This is a genomic window from Liquorilactobacillus satsumensis DSM 16230 = JCM 12392 (assembly GCF_001435195.1).
Classification (GTDB): Bacteria; Bacillota; Bacilli; order Lactobacillales; family Lactobacillaceae; genus Liquorilactobacillus; species Liquorilactobacillus satsumensis.
Genome location: NZ_AZFQ01000053.1, coordinates 27,849 through 50,854 on the forward strand (window position 1 = coordinate 27,849; position 23,006 = coordinate 50,854).

The window sequence follows — 23,006 nt, forward strand, 5'->3', positions numbered from 1 at the left end:
CTATACTATTTTTTCCAACCATAATCGGTGAGCTGCATTTCCCTTTTTCTCAAATTAGACACATATGGATTTCCTGCAACATAAAAGCGTAAGGGAGCAAAAGTCGCTGTCCCTCGTTGACTAACACCAATCCTTGGTCCAGCTATTATTTGCTGAGGTTGTCTGCGCTGCCTTAATGTCAGCGACAAAGGTCCTGTACCGATAAGCGTCCCATTAAGTTTTTTATCTCTAATCCCCCAGGCTTCCATAAATTTAGCTGGTCCATTAGTCAATTCAAAACCACTTTTAGGCCGGTGCCGCTCCATCAAGTCTCTCCCACAGCAGGGTTCAACCGCACGAATCAAAATTCCTTGTGGCACATCTTTTTCTTGCGCCACAAGATTAAATAAATACAAACCGCGCAAAGTATAGATATAAATTGTTCCAGGTGGTCCATAAAGTGCCTCATTAAAAGAGCTTCTGCGTCCCTTAAAAGCATGTGCCGTTGAATCTTCTTCACCAAGATAAGCCTCTGTTTCAACAATATAACCACCCACGATTCCTTCACTACTCGCATAAGTCAATTTCCGTCCTAGCAGATCTTGTGCAATCACCGCTGTAGAACGCTGACTAAAAAAAGAGATGCTTGTCATCACCGTTTTCACTTCCTTAAATTCCGCTAGTCTGCACCTGATTCTAATAACTTCGTGGGTTATTTTTAAAAATTAGCCTTGGCTCAAAAAATAAGCTTTCAAAAACAAAGCTGTTCCCGCAAAATAATTAAGTAACTAGCACTTAATCATCATATAACTTAATTTTCACAGTTTCATCCTAAAAGAAGTTGCTAGCTATTGAAAGCGCTTCTATTATGTGTATAATACAGAGTGTAAGGGGTTATAGCAAACGCTATAATCGAAGGTTCGGCGATCTGCTTGCAGATTGGTCGAACAAAAAGAGCTGTCGCAAGGCAGTTAGAAAAGAGGTTAGAGTTTGGCAATCCCTTATTCTTCAGCAGTCCAGTGAGATAATTGATAGAGTTGTCGATTTTAGCGGAAACAAAAAAGTCGATGGTTAGATTGGTTAGATCAAAAAAGATAGAGTTTAAGTAGCTTGTTAGTGAAAGAAATTTATCTTGCTGGGCTGTTTTTGTGTGCCCTTTTTTAGTTTACCCTTCTTTGGTGACTGCATTTTAGAGTTATATTAGTCTTTCAAATTCTAATTTCCAAAAAAATTGACTTAACTGAGCGACTTTTACACTATTTTTTATTTTTATTGGATAATAATAAAAGCTAGATAATAATTTTTTAAGTTTAGAGCCTTATCCTTATTAAAATCCCCCTTGAATGAACTAGAATAGAAGAGAGGAATACACAAATGGTATACCAGCGCATTAGAGGGGGATAATTAAATAATGCAACTTACAACAGCACATCTCAGCGAAAGCAAGCGCAAGTGGTTTATTGCTACACTTTTACTGGGAACTTTTACAATGTCAATTAGTCAATCTTCACTGTCAACCGCCTATCCGACCTTTATGAAATATTTCAATCTGCCAGCAAGCACAATCTCATGGCTTACAACCGGCTTTATGCTGATTATGTCAGTGGTTATGCCCTTATCGCCCTGGTTGATGAATAATTTTAGATTCAGGCCGCTCTATCTAACTCTACTTACGCTTTTTGTTGGTGGCACAATCATTATTATTTTGGCCCCCAACTTTCCGATTATGATGTTTGGGAGGTTGTTAGAAGGCGTTAGTGTCGGAATTCTTTTCCCATCTTATCAATCCATTATCTTGGAAATTACAGCTCACGCACAACGTGGTGGAATTATGGGAACAGTCGGTTTAGTAATGGGCTCTGCACTTGCCGTTGGCCCCATCATTTCAGGAATTGTCCTTCAATTTCTTGATTGGCAGGCAATTTTCTTTTTATTTCTCATAATACTTGTCGGCGTCTTCATAGTTGCGCTTAAAACCGTGCCTAGCCCACTTAAAAAAAAGAAGACTCCTTTTGATTTTATCTCAGTCTTCATGTCCCTTGGAATAATCGGACTGTTATATTTTATCAACGAGCTCGCTCATATGTCGGCAAACAACTACGTCAATTGGCTAATCCTAGTAGTCTCAGTTATCTTACTTGTGTTGTTTGTAAAAAGACAATTGCAGCTGCCAGAACCTCTATTAAGACTGGATATTTTGAAAATTCCTAATTTTGATCTTGGAGTTGCACTCACCTTTCTCTCTTATATGTCGTTGATTACTGTCACTATTATTATGCCATTATACTATCAGCAAGTTTTAAAAATGTCGCCCCTGTGGTCTGGCCTTGCACTCGTTCCCGCAGCCGCTTTGCTTTCATGGCTAAACCGACGCAGCGGATTATTAGCGGATCGCATCGGCTTCAAACCTGTCATCATGAGCGGCTTTGTACTCTTTATCGTTGGCTGGGGAATGCTTCTCCTCTGGGCCTCATTTGCAAATGTCTGGATGACGATTATCTGTTCAATGTTAATTGAAGCTGGAAATGCTTTTGCAATGATGCCTGCAACTACACTAGGAGCAAATTCCTTGAACGATGACTTGATCCCGCATGGCTCTTCAATCATTGCAACTTTCCGCCAGGTCATGGGTTCAGCTGCGATCGTACTTGCTACCGTAATTTTAGGCACGCGTAATTTCACTGGCGTTTTCTTCACATTTTTAATACTGGAAACCATTGCACTAGTCCTTGTCTTTTTTATCAAAGACACCCAAGCTACTTCTCAGCATGTAAAACCTTAATTCGAAAATAATAGAACGACTGGGGCTGTGACAAAAGTTAAATTTTGTCACAGCCCCGCTTTTGTTCTGGATAAACGTGTTCCATAAGTCAAAATTCTCCGTCTACCTTCGAATTACTCATAGCAAAGTACTCGCTCTGTTCGTAATTTCGAGTTAGCACTCAAATTTTTCCGACTTATGTCACACTCTCAGTCCCTTTTAGTTTAATACTTAAAAAACAGTAATTAACATCTTTGAAAAAATTATTTTTCTGTGTCTAGTGTATATCACAACGTTAATACTCTATGAGCCCAGCACAAAACCTCTCAGTGCTTAATCCAGCAGCTTAACTGTTCTTCTTGTGATCTGCTGGTAATAATTTACGAATCCCGCCAGCTGGATTGGGATCATCCCCAATATAACGTGGAATCAAGTGAAAATGACAATGCATCACTGTTTGTCCACCAGCCTCTCCAACATTAACACCGATGTTAAAACCCGCTGGATTGAATTTTTTAGTTAGCATTCTTCTACCAGCATGCAATAATTGTTTCATTGCCAGGATTTCGACATCACTGAGTTCAAAAAAAGTTTCTCGGTGCACCTTTGGAATAAACAGCAAATGCCCCTGACTAACCGGATTAAGATCCCAAAATGCCGCAACCAGTTCATTTTCTAAAATATATTCATTTTGATCTTTCTTACAAAAAATACAATCCTTTTCCTCCAAATTGGATGCTCCTTTCACAAGCCGCAAATAAAAACGCTAATGCACAAAAATAGTTCATTGCCAAGGACCTGCAGTGAACTGTTAAATTCCTTCAAACCTTTTTGTTTCAACTCAATTAAATTACTATCTAACCGACTCAGGTGCATATACCGGATGAGCTTGAGTTAATTTACCAACTTCTGCTTTAACTTTTTCTAAGCATGCAGGTTCTCCAGCACACACCAGCACCTCTAAGATTAGTTGCGCTACTTTGCGCGCATCGGCTGCATCAAAACCACGGCTTGTAATCGCTGGCGTTCCAATCCGAATACCACTCGTCTTAAATGGACTAAGTGTCTCGAAAGGAATTGCATTTTTATTGACTGTAATATTGACACTATCAAGCAACTTTTCAGCTTGCTTGCCATTGATGCCAAAGCCACGAACGTCAACCAAAAGAAGATGATTCTCTGTTCCACCTGCCACCAATCGAGCCTTATCACTTTGTGAAAAGACCTGTGCCATTGCCTGGGCATTCGTAATCACTTGTTGACAATACACTTTAAAGTCTGGGCTAAGTGCTTCTTTGAGCGCAACCGCCTTCCCAGCAATTACGTGCTCTAGCGGTCCACCCTGAGTTCCCGGGAAAAGCGCACTATTAATTTTTTTAGCCAATTGCTCGTCGTTGGTCAAGACCATCCCACCGCGTGGTCCGCGCAGTGTTTTATGTGTCGTTGTTGTGGTGATATCTGCATAGGGAACAGGGCTCGGATGAAGCCCAGCTGCCACCAGCCCGGCGATATGTGCCATATCAACCATTAATTTTGCACCGACTTCATCGGCAATTTCTCTGAATTTAGCAAAATCGATTTGATGTGAATAGGCACTCGCCCCTGCCACAATTAACTTAGGCTGCTGCTGACGTGCTAATTCAAGAATCGCCTGATAATCAAGTTGCTCGCTTTTTTGATCAACCCCGTAACCAATAAAATGATAAGTTTTACCACTAAAGTTAACCGCTGCACCATGTGTCAAATGACCACCTGCAGCTAAATCCATCCCTAAAACAGTATCACCTGGTTTTATCAAAGCCAGATAAGCAACCTGGTTTGCCTGAGAGCCAGAATGCGGTTGTACATTTGCATATTTGGCACCAAAAAGACGCTTTGCTCTTTCAAGCGCCAGGTTTTCAACAACATCGACAAATTCGCACCCACCATAATAACGTTTACCAGGGTAGCCTTCTGCGTACTTGTTCGTCAAAACACTGCCTTGCGCAGCTAAAACACCCTTCGAAACAATATTTTCAGATGCAATTAATTCTAAATTATTTTGTTGCCGTTCTGCTTCATTTTCAATCGCCGTCCATAGTTCGGGATCATAATCTTTGTAATCCATCTGCTCACCCCTTGTCTGCTTTGTTTGAATTGTATCATATGTTAGGTTCGTACCCCATCGACTTTTTAAAAAATTAGACTTTTAACCCTGTTGTTGAACTTTACGATTGTCTTAAAAAATCGATCACTCCAAAACCATCCTGACACTGAAACGTTTGCGCAAGCTTTTTCTTTGCAGCACTTATCAAAATTACTGGAATTCCAGCTGCAAGTGCAGCTTGACAGCCCAACGTGGTATCTTCAAGTGCAAGTGCAGTTTTTTCATTAAACAAGGGTGATTTTAAAGCATTTAGATAAATATCCGGCGCTGGCTTGGGGTGTTTGACAGTTTCAACTGTAACCAATTCAGCAAAATAATCTCTAACGCCGTTACTTTTAAGAATATGTTCTGCCCGTTTTTTGCTGGACATTGTTGCAACTCCCAAATTATAGCCATCAGTTCGTAAAAAAGTGAGTAGTTCCTGCATTCCTTTTTTTAAATGAATTCTTCCAGTATCAATGGCCTCATTCACCAGTTGCTCGCGCTCTTTACGCAATGCTTGAACCGGTGCTTTATTTTGAATAATTTCTGCAATCAGCTGATTATTAGTCTGCGCATCTCGCCCTTTCATCTTTGCCAGCGCGTCTACTTCAACTTGAAAGCCATGTTTTGCCAATACTTCAACCCAAAGCTGTAGATAGATACTTTCAGATTCCACCAGCGTTCCATCCATATCAAATAAAACACAGTCATATTTCTTCACTGCCGTTAACCTCTTTTCAGCATTTAAAAAATCTATATAGTAACAATACCACAGTCAAAGACTGCAATCAGTTAAAATAGACATGGCTGTCAACTCCAGACACTTCAAAACAACAATCCAGTTCAAGTAAGCGAATTTTGAAGTGCGGTAATCACCGACAGCTGCTGCAATTCGGTAGCCCAGAAAATAAAGAAAATAAACTGTGTTATTTTTAGTAATTTACAAATTTTTGCCCGCAACGCTTGCATTTTCAAACTTTAAATTCTAATTGCCGGCAACTTCTATTTGTCCTTGATTAACCAAGGAATTGACAAAATTAGCAATGCGTCCGTTTCCTTGAGTTGAAAGTAGTTCCTTGGCAACACCTTGGTCAACGATTTCACCATCTTCGACAAAAATTGCTTGATCCGCAATTTGTCGTGCAAATTCAATCTCATGAGTAACTATGACCATCGTAATATCTTGTTCAGCTAGCTTGGCAATTGCATTTAAAACGCCTGCAACCAGTTCAGGATCTAATGCAGAGGTGGGCTCATCAAATAACACGACTTTCGGTTTAGCCACAATCGCACGGGCAATTGAAACTCGTTGCTGCTGCCCGCCTGAAAGTGTAACCGGATATTGTGCAGCAATTTTTTCCAACCCAAAATCCTTTAGCACAGCTAGAGCCGTTTTACGCGCCTCATTTAGCTTCGTTTTTTTATTATAAACTAATGGTGACATTACATTTTCAAGCGCCGTTAAATTTTTAAAAAGATTAAACTGCTGAAAAACCATGGTTGACTTTGTTCTGATTTGTTTAATCTTTGCACGTTCAATGTGTTGTGCATCTATTTGGGCATCATCAATCGCAATGCTACCATCGCTTGGTAACTGCAATAAATTTAAAGTTCTTAATAACGTTGTTTTTCCTGATCCACTCGGTCCAACAATCGCAGTAACTGACCCTTCTGGGATCTCTAAATTAATGTTGTTTAAGACCTTCTTCTTTCCAAACTGCACTGCGAGGTTCTTCACTTTTATCAATGGCATTTTCAACCCTCCTATAAGGTGCTTCTAAAATATTCTCAACACTGCGCTGCGCCCATGAATAGAGCACAATCAAAAACCAGTAAATTAATCCCACCGCAACATAGACCTCAAAAAAACGTAGCGATGCACTTGCAAGCAGCTTGCCATCAGCAAAAATTTCGGTGACTCCCAGCGTAAATGCCAATGAAGTTTCCTTTAACAATGAAACGAAAGTGTTCCCAGTTGCAGGCAGTGCATTCAATGCAGCTTGAGGCAACACAATGTTGCAAAAGATTTTAGCATAACTGAAGTTTAATGATTCACCTGCTTCAATCTGTCCTTGATCGACAGAAGTAATCCCTGCTCTAAAGATCTCAATCAAATAAGCTGATTCCTTGACCCCTAGACCTGCAATCGCAGCTGCCGTCGCAGGAACTCCTTTAAAAACGGGAAAGATTTCCGGCAATCCGTAATAAATAATAAACAAAAGAACCAGTGTTGGAACTCCTCTAAAAAAGGAAACATACAGTTTTACTAATCCCTGAAACGGTTTGAGTGCGTACAGATAAACAAGGGTCAACGCAGCCCCTAGAACAACTGCCAGCACCATTGCTGCAATTGCCATCAAAATGGTCAGCGGAATATATGGAATCAGTTGCGGAAACAAGTTTAGAAAATAACTCCAATCAAATTTCATTTATTGTCCTCCTGACTTTGAAATTACATTAGTAATTGCATACCCAAAGTATTTAGTGGAAATCTTGTCTAATTGTCCATTGCTTTTTATCTTTTTCAGACCCCGATTAAAAATTTCCTGTGTCTTCTTTCCTTCCTGACTGTTTTTAAATGGAAAAGCCACTAATGCTGAGGCTGCATCCCCCTTAACTACTCTCCAATCAAGGTGCTGGTACTTGGCAATTGCACTAAGCGTGCCGCGAGAATAAAGCAGTCCTTCAACTCTTCCAGTCTTTAAAGCTTGAATAGCTTGGTCCCGGGTTTCAAATACTTTGATATTAATCTTAGGGTCATATTTTTGCAAAGAAGTAATGAAGTTATTCCCAGCACCACTTGTAGCAACTGTCTTGCCTTCCAAATCCTTCAATTGTTGATAACTTGCATTCTTTCTAACCGCAATGTTAGTTGTTTCATTATTATACGGTGTTGAAAAAAGATATTTTTCTTTGCGTTGCGCGGTTGCTCCAATATCATTAGCAATCGTATCAACTCTTCCCGCATCAAGCTGTCCGAAAATACCGTCAAAATCGGTGGTTACATATTTAACGGTGTAGCCCTGCGTTTTAGCTGCTGCATTAGCAACCTCAACATCATATCCCGTCAGTTTATTGTTTTGCTTGTATGCATTCGGAAAAATCGTTCCAGCCGTTGCAATCTTAATTGTTTTCGTAGTAGCTGCACTTTGCGCTGCCTGACCTTTAGTTAAGAAAAACCCTCCCCCAATAATCAAAAGTAAAACTACCACACCAATGATCCATAACCCATAATGATGCTTTTTCATTGCTAACTCCTCCTTTTAAGTTGTCCCATCCAGTTCACAGATCCAAATCTAAATACTTAATGTCAGCTCTTTCTTTGAAACCCTGATGTACCCAAAATTCCTGTCCTGCTTGATTATCAGCGACCACAAAAAGTCCCAACTTGTTAATCTTTCTGTGTTTCAAACGTGCAGTAATGGTGTGAACCAGTGTTTTAGCAAGTCCTTGACCACGTTGTTTCTTTGCCACCGCGACGTGATACAGATAACCTTTTCTACCATCAGTTGCACCTAAGGCAGTCGCAACAACTTCACCCTGCGCAACTGCAACCAGACACAATGTTGGGTTTGCCGCGATTACACGGGCAATTCCTGCAAAGCTATTATCCAGTGAGCTAAGATGCATTCCAGGGACGCTTTCCCACAGAGCATATGCTTGCTGATAATCTTGCGTTGTCATTTCACGTATTTCTACCATTTTTGCTCGCTGCCACCTTTTTAAAATTAATTTCATGTGCACTAGTGTGTCCCATAATAATTGTCAATGCATCATCAAGTGCTTGTTTGACCATATTTTCAACCGCAATATCTGTAAAGAATCCGATATGCGGGGTTAACAAAACATTAGGTAACTTTTTTAACTCGTTGTAATTAGCCACTGGTGTTTCTTGCGCAAACTTCAAGTTGAAGATCTGGGTTTCACCTTCGACTACATCCAGCGCGCACGCTGCAATTTGTTCATTTTTTAAAGCTCTCAGCAAATCCTCGGTATCAACAACTGGTCCACGTGAATCATTTATAAAATATGCTGAATTTTTCATTAAAGCGAATTGTTCTTCAGAAATTAAATGCTGGTTCTGCGAATTATAATAAACATGCACTGTCACTATGTCTGCTTGCCGTAACAGTTCTTCTTTTGTGGTGTAGCGCAAAATTCCTTCAAGCTCAGCTCGGGGTTGGGCGATATCATTTCCCAAAACGGTTGCTCCTAGAGCATGAAAAATCTTCGCCACGGTTCCGCCAATTCTGCCAACCCCAATAATTCCAATCGTCAATTCTGATAATTCACGCGCTCGCAGGCCGTTAACGCAATAATTATTCTCATTTATCCTGCTTTCAAATTGCGGCAGCTGTCTTACTAATTGCAGTGTTTGAGCTAAAACCAGTTCCGCAACGGCTGTGGGAGAATATGACGGAACATTTGTCACGGTAATTCCATTTTGTTGTGCCCATTCCAAGTTAACCGAATCAATCCCTGCAGAGCGACATGCCAATTGTTTGATCCCCAAAGCACGTAATTGTTCATAAAACTGCACATCTTTACTCAAAACACTGCGTTGTTTGTAAACCACCCCGTCATAGCCCTTTGCCCATGAAACCGTGTCTGCATGCAATTCATCAGGAACACTGTCAACCTGAATTGCATGCTCTTTTGACCACTCATCAATCAAAGGCTGTTCATCATCACGGACATGATACACTAATATCTTAGTCATTTACGGACCTCCTGAATGTGACTCTTGTCAGCAACTGTGTTGTGTACAAAGACTGTCAATCTTTGTACTGCTAGCTGTAACTTTTCCATACTGACAGCGTAACTAATTCTAAAATAACGCGACCCAGCAGCCTCAAATGCTGAACCTGGAATAACTGCAATTAAAGCTTCATGTGCTAATTTATCTGCATAAGCTGCAGCATCTTTTTCAAATGTCGTCGGAATACGTACATAGACATAAAAAGTTCCTTGTGGTGGAACAAACTCTAGGCCGATCTTTTGCAGTTCTTTACATAGATATTTTCTTTTTTGCAGATAAACTTTCTTCATTTCATTAATAGCAAGATCGCCATGCTGCAAAGCTGCAGTTGCAGCGTCCATGTTAGGTGTTCCCACCGTAGCAACATTAGCTTGGTGAACTTTGGCCAGTTCTTTAATAATCGCTGCATTGCCGCAAAGGTAACCAATTCTCCAACCAGTCATTGCATAAGCTTTAGACACGCTATTTACTAGTAAAACCTGCTCAGGCAGATAGCGTGCCAAGGAAACATGTTGCTGAAAATACGTCAATTCGCTATAAACCTCGTCACTCAAAACCGCTACCTGATATTCACGCAAAACCGCTGCCAAAGCTTCAAGTTCTGCAGCAGTATAAGTAACTCCAGTCGGATTATTAGGATAATTAAGTACCACGAGCTTGGTCCGCTTGCCGTAGTGCTCCAAGGATTGTTTTAGGACACTTGGCGTCAGCTTAAAGTGCTCATGCGCTGCATTGAGCGTAATCGGAATACCATTGTTAGCCAATGTCAAAGTACGATATAAGCTAAAAGCCGGTTCCACTAGCAATACAATATCTCCCGGTTCAATAAGTCCGTTAATTACTGTGCTAATTGCTTCACTTGCTCCATTAGTCGTAATGATTTGCGTCTGCGGATCATACTGTAACTCAAAATGTTTTAGTAAATAGTCACTAATCGCTTGCAGCAGCTGCGGTGTTCCTTTATTAGGCGCATAATGTGTATGATCGGCTAAAATACTTTTAATCGCAGCCAACTTGACATCCGTAGGCGTTGCAAAATCAGGTTCACCAATTGTTAGATTTATTATTCCTGGAATTTTACTGTATTTCTCACTTAAAGTCCGAATCAAAGAGGGCGTCAATTGCTGCAAACTTCGCTTAAGTAATGGGGTAAGTTTAATTTCTGACATGCTGCTCACCTTGCTTTGTCTCAAAATACTCTAAAAGACTGTGCGCACTCTCAATAAAGTAGTCAATCCCAGCAGCAATCGTACCATCTTTTCCTACGTAACCAGGCTCATGCCAATCTGCTGCTCCAACAGCTCCGTTTGATCCGATAAATGCAAATACTCCCGGAATCTCATTTTCAAAGGTGGCAAAATCTTCTCCTGCCATCGTCAGCTCTGGAACAGCTACCTGTGTTCTTAATCCATGAATCACAGCAGCCGTTAATTCCGGATCATTATGAATGGGATAAGCTCCAACACTCCAATCAATGTCAACTGTCTGTTCAAACGCAGCCGCCACCCTTTTCACAATTTCATAGAACCTTTTTTTAACTAAGGCGGTGCTTTCAGTGGTAAAGGTACGGACCGTTCCTTCAAAAGTCGCTGTTGCCGGTAAAACATTCCAAGTTTGTCCAGCTTGAACTTTAGTTACACTGACAACGACTGCATCCAGTGGCCGAATACTGCGGCTAACAATTGTCTGCAGCTGTGTAATAATTGCAGCCTGTGCGACAATTGGATCCTTTCCCTTCTCTGGACGGGCTCCATGTGAACCGGAACCATGAACCGTCACCTCAAATTTATAGCACCCTGCCATCAAGGGACCAGCTTGGACTGCAACCTGTCCAACTGGCAAATTAGGATTATTATGAAACCCGACAATTCCTTGTACCCCATCTAAAACATGTTTTTCTAATACCTGATCTCCACCGTGCCCAGCTTCTTCTGCCGGTTGAAATAATAGGCGGACAGTTCCTTTTAAATGCTCTTTTTCTGCATTCAAGAGATACGCTGCACCCAGCAGACTAGAAAAATGAAGATCATGACCACAAGCATGCATAATTCCTTTGTGCTGTGACTTAAAAGGCAGGTCCGTTTGTTCAGCCACTGGTAAAGCATCAAGATCTGCGCGAAGTGCAATAACAGCTCCTGGTTTTCCTCCTTGGATTTCGGCTAACAGCCCCGTCTTCAAAGTCGTGGGAATAATTGAAATTCCCCATTCCGTAAGAATCTGTTTGATTTTTTCGGTAGTTGCAAATTCCTGATTAGAAAGTTCTGGATGTTGATGAAACTGATGTCGCAAGGTTATCATTTCTGCTAGAACTTCATCCTTGGTTTTTGTCATCGGTCTCCTCCTCAAAAGCTTGTGCAATAGCTGACTTTAAATCCGAAATCAGATCTTCACTATCCTCCAACCCAATTGACAAACGCAGCAATTGGTCAGTTAAGTGTCCAGCGGCCTGATATTCCACCGGGACTTCCCGGTGCGTAATCTTATTTGGATTAACAATCAAGGAACGACTATCACCGACATTTGGTAAATATAGAAATAATTTGACTGCATCAACCACCTTTTTGGTTTGTGCGGCGGTCCCTGCAATTTCAAAAGAAAGAATTGTCCCAATTCCCTTTGGAAAATATTTTTTGCGTAATTCAGCTTGCGGCGCATCTTCTAAACCTGTGTAATAGACGTTTTTAACATGTGGCTCTTGCTTTAAGTAGTGTGCGATTTTAAGACTAGTTGCAACTTCTTTATCAAGTCGCTCAGAGATAGTCTCTAATCCAAGCAGCTCCAGGTAAGCTTCAAAAGGTCCTAAAACAGCTCCCATTAAACGCAAATACTTCATTTTGATCCGTTTGATAAAGGCAGCATTCCCGAAAACACCTGCATAACTGTAATCTTCTTTGGCTGCAACCTCTTTTAAAATAAATTCTTTTTCTTGAAACTGCGGAAACTTTCCATTATTCCAATTAAATTTGCCGCCATCAACAATTAAGCCGGAAACCGCATTTCCATGTCCGTTAATTCCTTTTGTAGATGAATATAAGACAATATCTGCTCCATATTTAAGCGGCTGAAATAGATACGGCGTTGGGAAGGTATTGTCAACAATCAACGGAACTCCAGCTTGATGTGCCACAGCTGCTAGACCAGCAACATCTGAAATCTTGGTAGTTGGGTTTGAAATGCTTTCTGTATAGATGGCTTTTGTCTCTGGTTTAATGAGGCGCTTAATTGCTGCTAAATCATTGATATCCGCAACAAGATCAAATTCGATACCGTATTTTGGAAACAACGTTTTAAATTCATCAAGTGCAGCACCATAAAGATCAAAGGGGGCGATAATTCTCCCGCCACCTTCTGCAACATTCAAAATACTGTAAGTAATTGCAGCCATCCCTGAACTAACTGCAACTGCCTCGATACCACCATCCAAGATGGCAATTCTTTTTTCCAAAACAGCGACTGTTGGATTGCCAACCCGTGAATATGTGTAAGCATTTGGAACATTTCCACGTGCAATTTTTTCGGCATGTTCAGCATCGCCTAAAGTAAATGCCACATTTTGATAAATTGGAACTTCCGCTGCGTTCTGATGCTCTTCAGGTATATAGCCACCATGAATCCGAGCCGTATTAAATTTATAGTTTGTCATTTAAGCCATCCTCTTCCCTTTTTTCAGTAACTGCTAAGCTTGGAAGTCCCAACTTAGCAGCTATTTTATTAATTTCAGCATATGTCGTATCGTCAATTACAATTCCTGCCGTAAGATTCTTCAAATAATTCTGATTTTCCTTATCACCCGGAACTAATCCAGGGGCAGCTTCATTCTGCTGCAGCGCTCTAATTCGTGCCAACATCGATTCCAAGTTTTTTTCAAGGAGCGTAAGTTCTCCAAATAAGGCAGGATCAAAAACTAGAAAAAAATGACTGATATCGTAATTTCCATTGCCAAGATCAGCTGAAAGCGAACCCTAGGCTAATAATGCGGTTAAACATTCTATTACTAAGGCATTCCCGAAGCCCTTATAATTCCCATTTGCTTCATCCTTCCCACCTAGTGGTAAAAGACCCCCACTGCGTTTTTCTTGGGATAATTCTGCCAAGATTGCTTGTGGATCTTTTTCAATTTTTCCATGTGCGTCTATTGCCCATTCTCCTGGAACTTTCTTTTTATTCTTGAGCAAAACCTCGATCTTTCCGAGTGAAACAGTTGAAGTCGCTGCATCAAAAACAAACGGTTCCGTTGTTGTTGGAAAAGCAAATGCAAATGGGTTGCTGCCCAAAAAAGGCACCCTTGCATGCGGAGGAACCAGTAGTGGATTAGTATTGGTCGCTGAAATTCCGACTAATCCAGCGTTAGCAGCCATTCTTGCATAATATCCTGCTGCTCCAAAATGAGTAGCGTTTCTGACAACACCAATTGCAATTCCATTTTTATGTGCCTTTTGAATTAATTGCTGCAGCGTAAATACCGCTACTAGTTGTCCCGACGTCCGTTGCGCGTCTATCAGCACACTTGTCTTTGTCTCTTGCAAAATGTGCCAGTGACTCCCAGGGACAACTTTTCCAGCTGCTATTTTTTGTGTATACATTTCCAGCCGTTGTACCCCATGAGAACTAATTCCTCGCAAATCAGCATCAATTAGTGTTGCCGCAATCACGCTGCTTTCGGCCTGCGAGAAACCTTCTCGTTTAAAAATATTTGCGATGAAACTCTGCATATAATTTGCTGCGATCCTCACTGTTATTCACCTCACAATTTTAAAAATTCAGCGTTTTTATTTTCTAACCCAAACAAAAAACGCCCTCATTCATCAGGACGTTAAGTAACGTGGTACCACCTTCTTTTAAATATTTTTCACAAAATATTTCTCATTAAGAAAATCTTTCTTCACCGTGTAACGGCGGTTGCCGACAATATCTAATTATTCGATATTCTTCATGCTCCCAGACCATCTTCACTAAGTCTTACTCGCTCTTTTTCACCAAGCAGAGCTCTCTGTTGGGGTAACAACTTACCTACTCATCTGTTCAATGCACCTTTATTATTAAAATTTCCAAATTGTTTTTTCAGATTTCATGTATTTTTTGACCTATTCCCCAAGCGCTTGGGCTAAGTCTGCAATCAAGTCCCGCGGGTCTTCAATTCCCACTGCTAATCTGACCAATTGAGGTGTAATCCCCACTGCCAATTGCTCTTTGGGGGAAAGCTCAGCATGCGTCATCTTAGCGGGCAACTCAATTAAACTCTCAACTGCGCCGAGGCTAACCGCTAATTTGATCAGTTTTAGTTTCTCGACAAAGCGCTGTGCATCAAGATCCTGACGCAGTTCAAAGGAAAGAACACCGCCGTATCCCTTTGCCTCTGCCGTTGCAATCTCATAATCCCGTGTACCCGGAATCCCGGGATAATAAACATGCGTAACTTGTGCTTGTTTTTGCAAAAAAGAGACCACTTTGGCGGCATTACTAGTATGTTTTTCCATTCTTAACGCTAACGTTTGAATCCCTCTGCGAATCAAATTTGCATTTTCAGGAGATAACACTGCACCAATTCCATTTTGATTAAAATAAATTTGCTGCGCGAGTGTTGCACTTTTTGCCACTGCAATTCCAGCAACTGTGTCTGAATGCCCTCCCAAATACTTTGTAGCTGAATGAATCACGATATCGGCCCCCAAAGCAAGTGGTTGTTGCAGATAAGGTGTTAGAAATGTATTATCCACGATCGTCAACAAATTATGCTTGCGCGCAAGCTGTGCAATCTGTTTGACACTTGTCACTTTTAGTAGCGGATTAGTAAAGGTTTCAAAGTAAATTGCTTTAGTATTTTCTTGTACTGCAGCTTCTACTTGTCGTGGGTCCTGCGTATCAACCGCTGTAAATTCCAGCTGCCAGCGTTTAAAAAATTGATTAATCAGCCTAAAAGTCCCCCCGTAAATCGTATTACCGATTACTAAATGGTCACCCGGTGAAAAAATTGATAGCACTGCGTGAATTGCAGCTAATCCCGAAGAAAAAGCAAACCCTTGAGCGCCGCCTTCAAGAGCAGCAAGCTGATCCTCCAAATAATTTCGCGTTGGATTCCCTGAACGGGCGTAATCCCACCTAATCTTTGCTGCTACTTTTGGAAAGATGTATGTTGATGAATTATAGACAGGTACATTAACAGCACCTGTTTGATTATCATTTTGCGGTATTCCGTGCACTAATTTGGTTTCAAATTCAGTCATGCTTACTTTTCCTCGCTTTCTAAAATAAAAAAAGCCCCTGCGCAGAAAAATCCTGCACAGGGACGATTTTAATCGTGTTACCACCCTTTTTTGTATAGCCGTTGCCAAAAACTATACCTCAAAGACACAAACATGTCCGGAAACTATAACGTGTCCCCACGTATTGCTAGGCTTGCACCTGCAACATTGCTCTGAGTTCATCTTCAGGAAGCCTTCTAGGTCTATCTTTTCACCAATTCAGATAGTCTCTTTAATCCAATTGACTCACTTACTCTTCTCTTCATCACATTATTATTAAATTTCAATTAAACTACTGTAATGAACAATAACTAAATAATTTGCAGATGTCAATACAATTTTTTGGAATTTTGGGATTATAGCTTTTTTACTGCTTTAAAATACCGCTAAAACAGCATTTTTAAAAAACAATAATAAAAAAATAATTTATTTATCTTAAATTATTTGTAGATCTCATCAAACTGCGCTCTAATTCAAACTTAACTTTTTTAATACCTCAATTGCTGAACTATGCCTAATATTTGACTAATATTTTTAATATTCTTTAAAATACAATTAAGGAGGTTATCAAATGAAAAAGGAAGCAGCCGCTTTAACCCAGCTTTCCCCTTCAGAGGTCACACAGCTTTGTGAAACTTCTGGGACACACGGCTTAACATTGTCTACAGTAAAAATGCGCCAGCATAAGTACGGCGCTAACGCATTGGTTGAAGCCAAAAAGCCCAACTTAATCATGCAGATTCTGCATCACCTCAGCGATATCACTTCACTCATTCTATTATTTGCAGTTGCGCTTTCAATATATCTAGCACTTACTACTGCTAGCGACTGGACAAAGGCTAGCGTAATTGGGGGCATTGTCATTTTAAATGTTGGTATTGCCCTCTTTCAGGAACACAGCGCTGAAAGAGCACTTTCTGCTCTCAAATCAATGACTGAACAGACTGTTACCGTTATTCGCTCTGGAAAAAAACAAATTACCCCTGCAAGTAACCTAGTTCCTGGTGATTTACTTAGTCTAAAAGCTGGAGACGTGGTACCAGCTGATTCACGTCTGATCAAGGCCGTTTCACTCTCAGCCGATGAAGCTATTCTAACAGGAGAAAGTTTATCTGTTGTAAAAACGGCAGCTGCCATGCCTCACATTCCAGAAAGTCTTGGAGATTCACAAAATATGCTTTTTTCTGGAACAGCACTTACCCAAGGAAGCTGTACTGCAATCGTCACTGCAATCGGTATGAAAACTGAACTTGGGAAAATTGCAACATTGCTCAATACGACAGAAAAACAGCAAACCCCTTTATCTCGTCGTTTGAATTCTTTAACAAAAAGACTCTCACTTGTAGCCATCTTAGGGGGCGTCACAACAATTTTAATTTCAACGCTTTTCCACCATGAAACCTTTACTGAAAGCCTAATGGTCGGTGTAAGTCTTGCAATTGCTGCTGTTCCAGAAACGCTTCCTGTAATTGTCACACTTAGCATGGCTTATGGGATCCAAAAGATGGCTAAAAAGAAGGCAATTATTCGTCAAGTCACTGCCGTTGAAACTATTGGTAACGTCAATGTAATTGCTTCTGACAAAACGGGTACATTAACCCAAAATAAAATGACAATCACTAAGTACTGGCCTGGAACCGGGGAACCACGAGTTGTCAGTAATTTAACTAAAGAACAGCTACCCGTTCAAGATACTCGCTTTCTAACTTATTTAGGGCTAGCAACCAATGCAGAACTCACAGCTAAAGGGCTAGCTGATATCGGAGACCCTACTGAACTGGCAATTGTTAGCTTGCTTGCACATTTTGGCATGACGCGTTCAAAAAGTGAAAAAAAATATCCGCGAATTGCCGAAAACCCGTTTGACTCAGACAAAAAGACAATGACAACGTGGCATCGAACCCCTTCTGGTAAGTGGATTGCAATTATTAAGGGCGCTATTGATCGGCTCCCCTTTGCTACCAATGTAGATCACACAGAATTAGACTATTTCCATGATCAATTTGCTGCTGAGGCACTTCGCGTCCTAGCTGCTGGCTTCCAAGTTTTTGAAACTGAACCACTAAAAAAGGATGATACAGCTTTAACAAATCTTCAACCTTTAGGCTTAATTGGTATTATCGACCCTCCGCGCCCAGAGGTTATTCCTGCAATTACCGCCGCTAAAAAAGGCGGAATTACAACAGTTATGATTACAGGAGATCATCTGGAAACAGCCAAAGCGATTGCACACGAGATTGGAATTTTACAACCTGGACAAGTTGCACTTACAGGAAAACAGTTAAATGACATGAGTGCGTCGGAACTCGCCGCTAAAATTGATACTATTCGCGTGTATGCTCGAACGACTCCTTCAGATAAAATTCGTATTGTAAAAGCTTGGCAGCAAAAAGGGGCAATCGTTGCTATGACAGGTGACGGTGTCAATGATGCACCAGCATTGAAAGCTGCTAATGTTGGAATTGCAATGGGCGTTACTGGCACGGAAGTTTCAAAAAATGCCGCCGACATGATTTTAGCCGACGACAACTTCGCAACAATCATTGCAGCTGTTAAACAGGGACGCACAGTTTACGAAAATATTTTAAAAGCAGTTGAATTTTTGATTTCTGTCAACTTCGCCCAGATTTTCACCATGATTATTGCCATCACATTAGGTTGGGGAGCTCCAATGACCCCAGAGCAATTATTGATTGTCAACGTCTTAGCAGATGGAATCCCTGGCTTCTTTCTCAGCCGTGAAGTCGCGGAACCAGGTATTATGCGGCAGCCCCCACTCACAAGGGCTGCTAGCATCTGGGCACGAGGCTTAGGTAAACGGGTGGTTGTACGGACAATCACCTATATGATCATAATTTTGGGAATTTATGCTCTTGGACGTTTTGGACTAAACAATGATACTCCAGGAGTTGGTATGACAATGTTATTTCTGGTTCTTGCACTTGGTTCAATGCTAGATATCTACCCAATCAAAACTCGTCAAGCTCTTTCAAAACATGCTTATCTCAATAACCCCGCTCTAAATAGCAGCCTTGTGCTCACTTTTTTAAGTATCATTGTCATTGTACTTTTTGAACCTTTAGCAAAAATTTTTCAGCTCTCCTCGCTGAATCTACTTGAATGGCTAATTGTTATTTTCGTACTTTTCATTCCGACAATCGTAATCGAAGCCGCTAAAAAAATCGAAAAACAGACACGTACTAGGTAGCACTAACTACCTGCTTTTTTCATCTTGTCTTTTATAACTCGCAGTAGCCTTAACACTGGAAAAAAATGGTGCAAAAACATGGTAGCCAAGCCCCAATATTGTCCCGAGTAAAGCTGGCACTACCCAATCCATCCCTAACGCTGCAAAAGGCAAAAAGCTATGTTGTAAGGCTGCAGCAGCTTTACCAAATGCGCTTTGACTCACGACTGGTGGAAATGCAGCTATCATATCTAAGAAAGCCGGCAGAACGGTAAAAGCAACTACGAAGGCATAGACATGCGGATCGCGTTTAAACAACGGTGAACAAACCGACAATAAAATCAAAACCATTGCAAAAGGATAGAGGAACATCAACATTGGTGTCGACCATGCGATAATAGTATCCAAGCCAAAATTTGCGGTGATAAAAGAAGCCAAACACATCAAGCCTAACCAAACACGGTAACTAATTTTAGCAAAATGTTTGTGAAAATCTTGTGCAAAGGCTGCCACTAACCCAACAGCAGTTGCCAGACAGGTAACAGTCAATAACGTTGCTAAAAGTGCATGTCCAAATCCGCCAAGATAATATGTTACTAATTGATTAAATGCAACTCCACCATTATCTGATAATTTGTAAACTGTTAATGAGGTTGCGCCTATCCAGATCAGCACGATATAAATTAGTCCAATTGCACTTGTCGCCAATAGCCCGGCACGCGCAGTTACCTTTGCATTGCTGCTTGGAGTGGTTTTACCCAGTTGCCTGACCGCACTCACAACTGTTACTCCAAAAGCCAAACCGGCCAGTGCATCCATTGTATTGTATCCTTGTAAAAATCCATTAAAAAAAGAATCATGTTGATAGGCAACACTGACCGTTGCACTTGCTGCTTTGCCTAATGGGCTGGAAAAAGCAAGCAAAAAGATTCCAAATAATAGCAATAAAAATAGTGGATTCAAAATCTTACCAATGCTGGCCATAATATTCGATTCCCGATAAGAAATGAAAAAGGCAAATCCAAAGAATAATGCCGTGAAGATCAACAAACCAGCAGATCCCCATGAAGCAGGTAACAGTGGCTGGACTCCGACAGTAAATGGCACAGTCGCGGTCCTAGGAGTTCCAAAAAGAGGACCGATGGTAGCATGGATCAAAACCATAAAGGTTAATGCAAAAACTGAACCCAGCGGTTTACCAATGTCGTAAACCCCTTCTGCTCTAGTCACACTAATCGCTAATACTGACAGCAAGGGCAAAAGGACAGCTGTTAAAAGAAAACCAACTGTTGCCCATCCCCAATGTGAACCTGCCAACTGTCCTAGATGAATTGGAAAAATCAGGTTGCCTGCTCCAAAAAAAAGTCCGAATAATAACGAACTAACAACTAAATAATCTTTTTTTGATAATGGTTTATCATTTAAATCACGCATCTTTTGCATATTAACTACACTCCCACTTTTTTTAAGGTTCACTTAGTATTGATACTACTGCTTTTATTTCTAATCTGGGGTTCCATGTACCCACCTCCTTTAAAATAAAAAGCACCCTCTGATTCAAATGAATCAGAGGGTGCTTTTTGCACGGTACCACCTCGTATTTGCAACAATTACCTGCATTTCAAAAACTGTTGCCACTTCACGTACAGTCAAAGACGATACGCTAACACTATAATGGGTGTCACCAATGTACTTTACTAAAATTCAGAACATCGCTCAAAAGGGATTTTCCTAATGCAAAAGTTATGCTTTCTCTCACCAAACAAAGCTCGCTTAATACTTTTTGCATCGTACTCAACTTTTTCACAGCGCTTTTAAATTATATTTTTAATAATTGTAAAAAAAAACTTTTAAGTTGTCAATGCTAATTTATTGCTTAAAATCCAGCATTTATTTTTTAAAATTAGTCATTGCTTTTTTTAGATAACCCGCTATAATTGAGTCATTCGTTAAAAAAGCTGCTTTGCGGCAAAAAATAAAGGGAGGTTAGATAACGATGCCATGTTTACATATTCGAAAAGCCATTAATTTATTAGCAATTTTAATTATTAGCCTAGTCATTATTAGCACGCATGGTGTGTTATCTAATGTCTCGGCTTTTTAGAGAATTCAAATTAGAGCTCACCATGCGTAAATGTTTTTCCTAGCTGGTGAGTTAATGGTTATTTTATTTCTTTAACTAACCCACCTGCTAGTCCATAGCAGGCGGGTATTTTTGTTTTCTTCTGAAAAGTTGAGCGTGCTTCCAAGAGGGAATTTTTTATGAATTGGAAAAAATTTTTATCGGCATCACTAGTAGTCACAGCTAGTGGTCTACTGCTCGCCAGTTGTGGGAGCGCAAAAAGCTCAGCACAAACTGCTAGCAAACAGGTCTTACGTTGGTCGGAGCCATCCGAAATGCAAACTTTAGATCCTTCTAAAGTCGTTGATACTGTAAGTTCCGATATGATCAGCAACAGTAATGAAGGTCTTTATCGTCTTGGGAAAAACAGTAAAGTTCAACCAGGAATTGCTACTAAAGTCAAAGTCTCAGATAACGGTCTTAAATACACCTTCACACTGCGTAAAAATAGTAAGTGGTCTAATGGGGATCCGGTCACTGCCGCAGATTTCGTCTATTCTTGGCGTAGAACCGTGGCTCCTAAAACTGCATCGGAATATGCTTATATTTTCGAAGGCATCAAGAATGCGGCTGCAATCACAGCAGGACAAAAACCCGTCTCAGATCTTGGTGTACAAGCTGTCGGAAAATATCAACTTGTTGTGACCCTAGAGCGTAACATTCCCTACTTCAAGCTGTTGATGGGGTTCACCCCCTTCTTCCCACAGAATCAAAGAGCAGTTGAAAAGTATGGTTCAAAATATGGCACAGCTGCAAAATATATGGTCTACAATGGTCCGTATAAAATGACTGGTTGGTCCGGCTCAAATCTGAAATGGAACTTGGTCAAAAACAATCAGTATTGGGATAAAAAGCATGTTAAACTTACCGACATTTCGTTCCAGGTAACCAAGAGTCCTACAACCTCGTACAATCTTTATCAAGATAACAAATTGGATGAAACATATTTAAATGCTGAACAAGCAAAACAATTAAACACCAATAAAGAATATGTATCCTTAAAGCAAGCACGAACAACATACTTAGAATTTAATCAAACCAAAAAGGAGTTCCAAAACAAAAAAATTCGTGAGGCACTCTCTTATGCTGTTAATCGACAGCAACTGGTCAATAAAGTCCTTGGCAATGGTTCACTTCCTGCTAAAAGCATCGTTTCAAAGGACCTGGCCCTTCACAATGGCAAAGACTTTGCAGACACAGCTGCCACTACAGCTGGTGTCACCTACAATAAGGAAAAGGCACAAAAGTTATGGAAAGAAGGTCTTCAAGAATTAGGCGTTAAATCATTAAGTTTTTCATTACTGGGTGATGATGACGATGTTAGCAAATCCGTTTCTACTTATCTTCAAAGTCAATTAGAAACAAATTTACCTGGCGCCCAAGTTTCCGTGTTGAATCTTCCTAAAAAAACAAGAATCACACGGTCAACTACTGGTCAATTCGATGTTGTAATCTCCGGTTGGGCAGCTGATTTTTCAGATCCAATCAGCTTCTTAGATCTCTTTACTAAAGACAATTCGTATAACTTTGGTAAATGGAGTAATGCACAATATGACAAGTTGGTCACAGCTTCAAAAACTACTGACGTTAATCACGATACTCAACGCTGGAATGATTTGGTCCAAGCCGCTAAATTGCTGAGTACGGAACAAGGAGTTGCACCACTTTATCAAGTTGCACAGGCGCAGATGTTAAAATCCAAGGTTAAAGGTGTGGTTTATAATACGGCTGGAGTTGCTTTTAACTTTAAGAATGCGTATGTAACACAATAAAGAAGTGTGCAAAAAGGCGCTAGGTTTTGAGGCTTAGCGTCGGATCGCAGTGGTAA

Annotated in this window: 17 protein-coding genes, 1 pseudogene and 3 other annotated features; of the genes and pseudogenes, 3 read left to right on the forward strand and 15 right to left on the reverse strand. The window is 40.6% G+C overall.

The features are described from left to right. Positions 1-5 precede the first annotated feature (5 nt). Complete coding sequence (locus FD50_RS09935) at positions 6-632, reverse strand: DNA-3-methyladenine glycosylase (protein WP_056961404.1); 627 nt, start codon at positions 630-632, stop codon at positions 6-8. A 758-nt stretch (positions 633-1,390) separates the two neighbouring features. Here FD50_RS09935 and FD50_RS09945 point away from each other — a divergent pair. Then, positions 1,391-2,761, forward strand: a complete 1,371-nt coding sequence (locus tag FD50_RS09945) for an MFS transporter (RefSeq protein WP_056961408.1) — start codon at positions 1,391-1,393, stop codon at positions 2,759-2,761. A 325-nt stretch (positions 2,762-3,086) separates the two neighbouring features. Here the strand turns inward: FD50_RS09945 and FD50_RS09950 are convergent, their stop codons facing one another. The 13 genes and pseudogenes from FD50_RS09950 to FD50_RS10010 form a co-directional block, all read right to left on the reverse strand. Then, positions 3,087-3,470, reverse strand: a complete 384-nt coding sequence (locus FD50_RS09950; protein ID WP_056961410.1) for an HIT family protein — start codon at positions 3,468-3,470, stop codon at positions 3,087-3,089. 123 nt (positions 3,471-3,593) lie between these two features. Then, positions 3,594-4,847 (reverse strand): serine hydroxymethyltransferase, encoded by a 1,254-nt coding sequence (gene glyA / locus FD50_RS09955; RefSeq protein WP_056961412.1) that lies wholly within the window; start codon positions 4,845-4,847, stop codon positions 3,594-3,596. A 100-nt stretch (positions 4,848-4,947) separates the two neighbouring features. Next, the gene (locus FD50_RS09960) at positions 4,948-5,589 is read right to left on the reverse strand and encodes an HAD family hydrolase (protein WP_056961414.1); all 642 of its coding nucleotides are present in this window, start codon (positions 5,587-5,589) and stop codon (positions 4,948-4,950) included. Between the two features lie 264 nt (positions 5,590-5,853). Next, positions 5,854-6,621: an amino acid ABC transporter ATP-binding protein gene (locus FD50_RS09965; RefSeq protein ID WP_082610512.1), complete on the reverse strand. Its 768-nt coding sequence runs from the start codon at positions 6,619-6,621 to the stop codon at positions 5,854-5,856. Beyond that, positions 6,554-7,297, reverse strand: coding sequence for an amino acid ABC transporter permease (locus FD50_RS09970; protein WP_056961416.1), 744 nt, complete (start codon positions 7,295-7,297; stop codon positions 6,554-6,556). Before FD50_RS09970 ends, FD50_RS09965 begins: the two co-directional genes overlap by 68 nt. Beyond that, complete coding sequence (locus FD50_RS09975) at positions 7,298-8,116, reverse strand: transporter substrate-binding domain-containing protein (RefSeq protein WP_056961418.1); 819 nt, start codon at positions 8,114-8,116, stop codon at positions 7,298-7,300. It lies immediately after the preceding gene. Positions 8,117-8,150: 34 nt separating this feature from the next. Beyond that, a complete protein-coding gene (locus tag FD50_RS09980; RefSeq protein WP_054757019.1) occupies positions 8,151-8,570 on the reverse strand; it encodes a GNAT family N-acetyltransferase in 420 nt (139 codons plus the stop codon). After that, positions 8,554-9,588 (reverse strand): D-2-hydroxyacid dehydrogenase, encoded by a 1,035-nt coding sequence (locus FD50_RS09985; protein ID WP_056961421.1) that lies wholly within the window; start codon positions 9,586-9,588, stop codon positions 8,554-8,556. Before FD50_RS09985 ends, FD50_RS09980 begins: the two co-directional genes overlap by 17 nt. After that, positions 9,585-10,796, reverse strand: coding sequence for a pyridoxal phosphate-dependent aminotransferase (locus FD50_RS09990; protein ID WP_054757015.1), 1,212 nt, complete (start codon positions 10,794-10,796; stop codon positions 9,585-9,587). The genes FD50_RS09985 and FD50_RS09990 overlap by 4 nt, the downstream gene beginning before the upstream one ends. Next, on the reverse strand, positions 10,783-11,958 hold the full coding sequence (locus FD50_RS09995) for an amidohydrolase (RefSeq protein WP_056961423.1): 1,176 nt from the start codon (positions 11,956-11,958) through the stop codon (positions 10,783-10,785). The genes FD50_RS09990 and FD50_RS09995 overlap by 14 nt, the downstream gene beginning before the upstream one ends. Beyond that, positions 11,939-13,270, reverse strand: coding sequence for an O-acetylhomoserine aminocarboxypropyltransferase/cysteine synthase family protein (locus FD50_RS10000; protein ID WP_056961424.1), 1,332 nt, complete (start codon positions 13,268-13,270; stop codon positions 11,939-11,941). Before FD50_RS10000 ends, FD50_RS09995 begins: the two co-directional genes overlap by 20 nt. Further along, a pseudogene (locus FD50_RS10005) lies at positions 13,257-14,339 on the reverse strand (Ldh family oxidoreductase). The gene FD50_RS10000 and the pseudogene FD50_RS10005 overlap by 14 nt, the downstream one beginning before the upstream one ends. Before the next feature lie 91 nt (positions 14,340-14,430). After that, positions 14,431-14,662 (reverse strand) — a binding site (T-box leader). Positions 14,663-14,711: 49 nt separating this feature from the next. Continuing rightward, complete coding sequence (locus FD50_RS10010; RefSeq protein ID WP_056961425.1) at positions 14,712-15,851, reverse strand: trans-sulfuration enzyme family protein; 1,140 nt, start codon at positions 15,849-15,851, stop codon at positions 14,712-14,714. A 55-nt stretch (positions 15,852-15,906) separates the two neighbouring features. Continuing rightward, positions 15,907-16,144: a binding site (T-box leader), on the reverse strand. Positions 16,145-16,440: 296 nt separating this feature from the next. Between FD50_RS10010 and FD50_RS10015 the strand changes: the two genes are divergently transcribed. After that, complete coding sequence (locus FD50_RS10015; protein WP_056961427.1) at positions 16,441-19,077, forward strand: cation-translocating P-type ATPase; 2,637 nt, start codon at positions 16,441-16,443, stop codon at positions 19,075-19,077. A gap of 6 nt (positions 19,078-19,083) precedes the next feature. On the opposite strand, the gene brnQ is transcribed toward FD50_RS10015, so the two are convergent. Further along, on the reverse strand, positions 19,084-20,499 hold the full coding sequence (gene brnQ / locus FD50_RS10020) for a branched-chain amino acid transport system II carrier protein (protein WP_082610514.1): 1,416 nt from the start codon (positions 20,497-20,499) through the stop codon (positions 19,084-19,086). Between the two features lie 123 nt (positions 20,500-20,622). After that, positions 20,623-20,872 (reverse strand) — a binding site (T-box leader). A gap of 446 nt (positions 20,873-21,318) precedes the next feature. Here brnQ and FD50_RS10025 point away from each other — a divergent pair. Beyond that, entirely contained in the window at positions 21,319-22,950 is a 1,632-nt protein-coding gene (locus FD50_RS10025; RefSeq protein ID WP_056961429.1) for a peptide ABC transporter substrate-binding protein, read from the forward strand. Positions 22,951-23,006 lie beyond the last annotated feature (56 nt).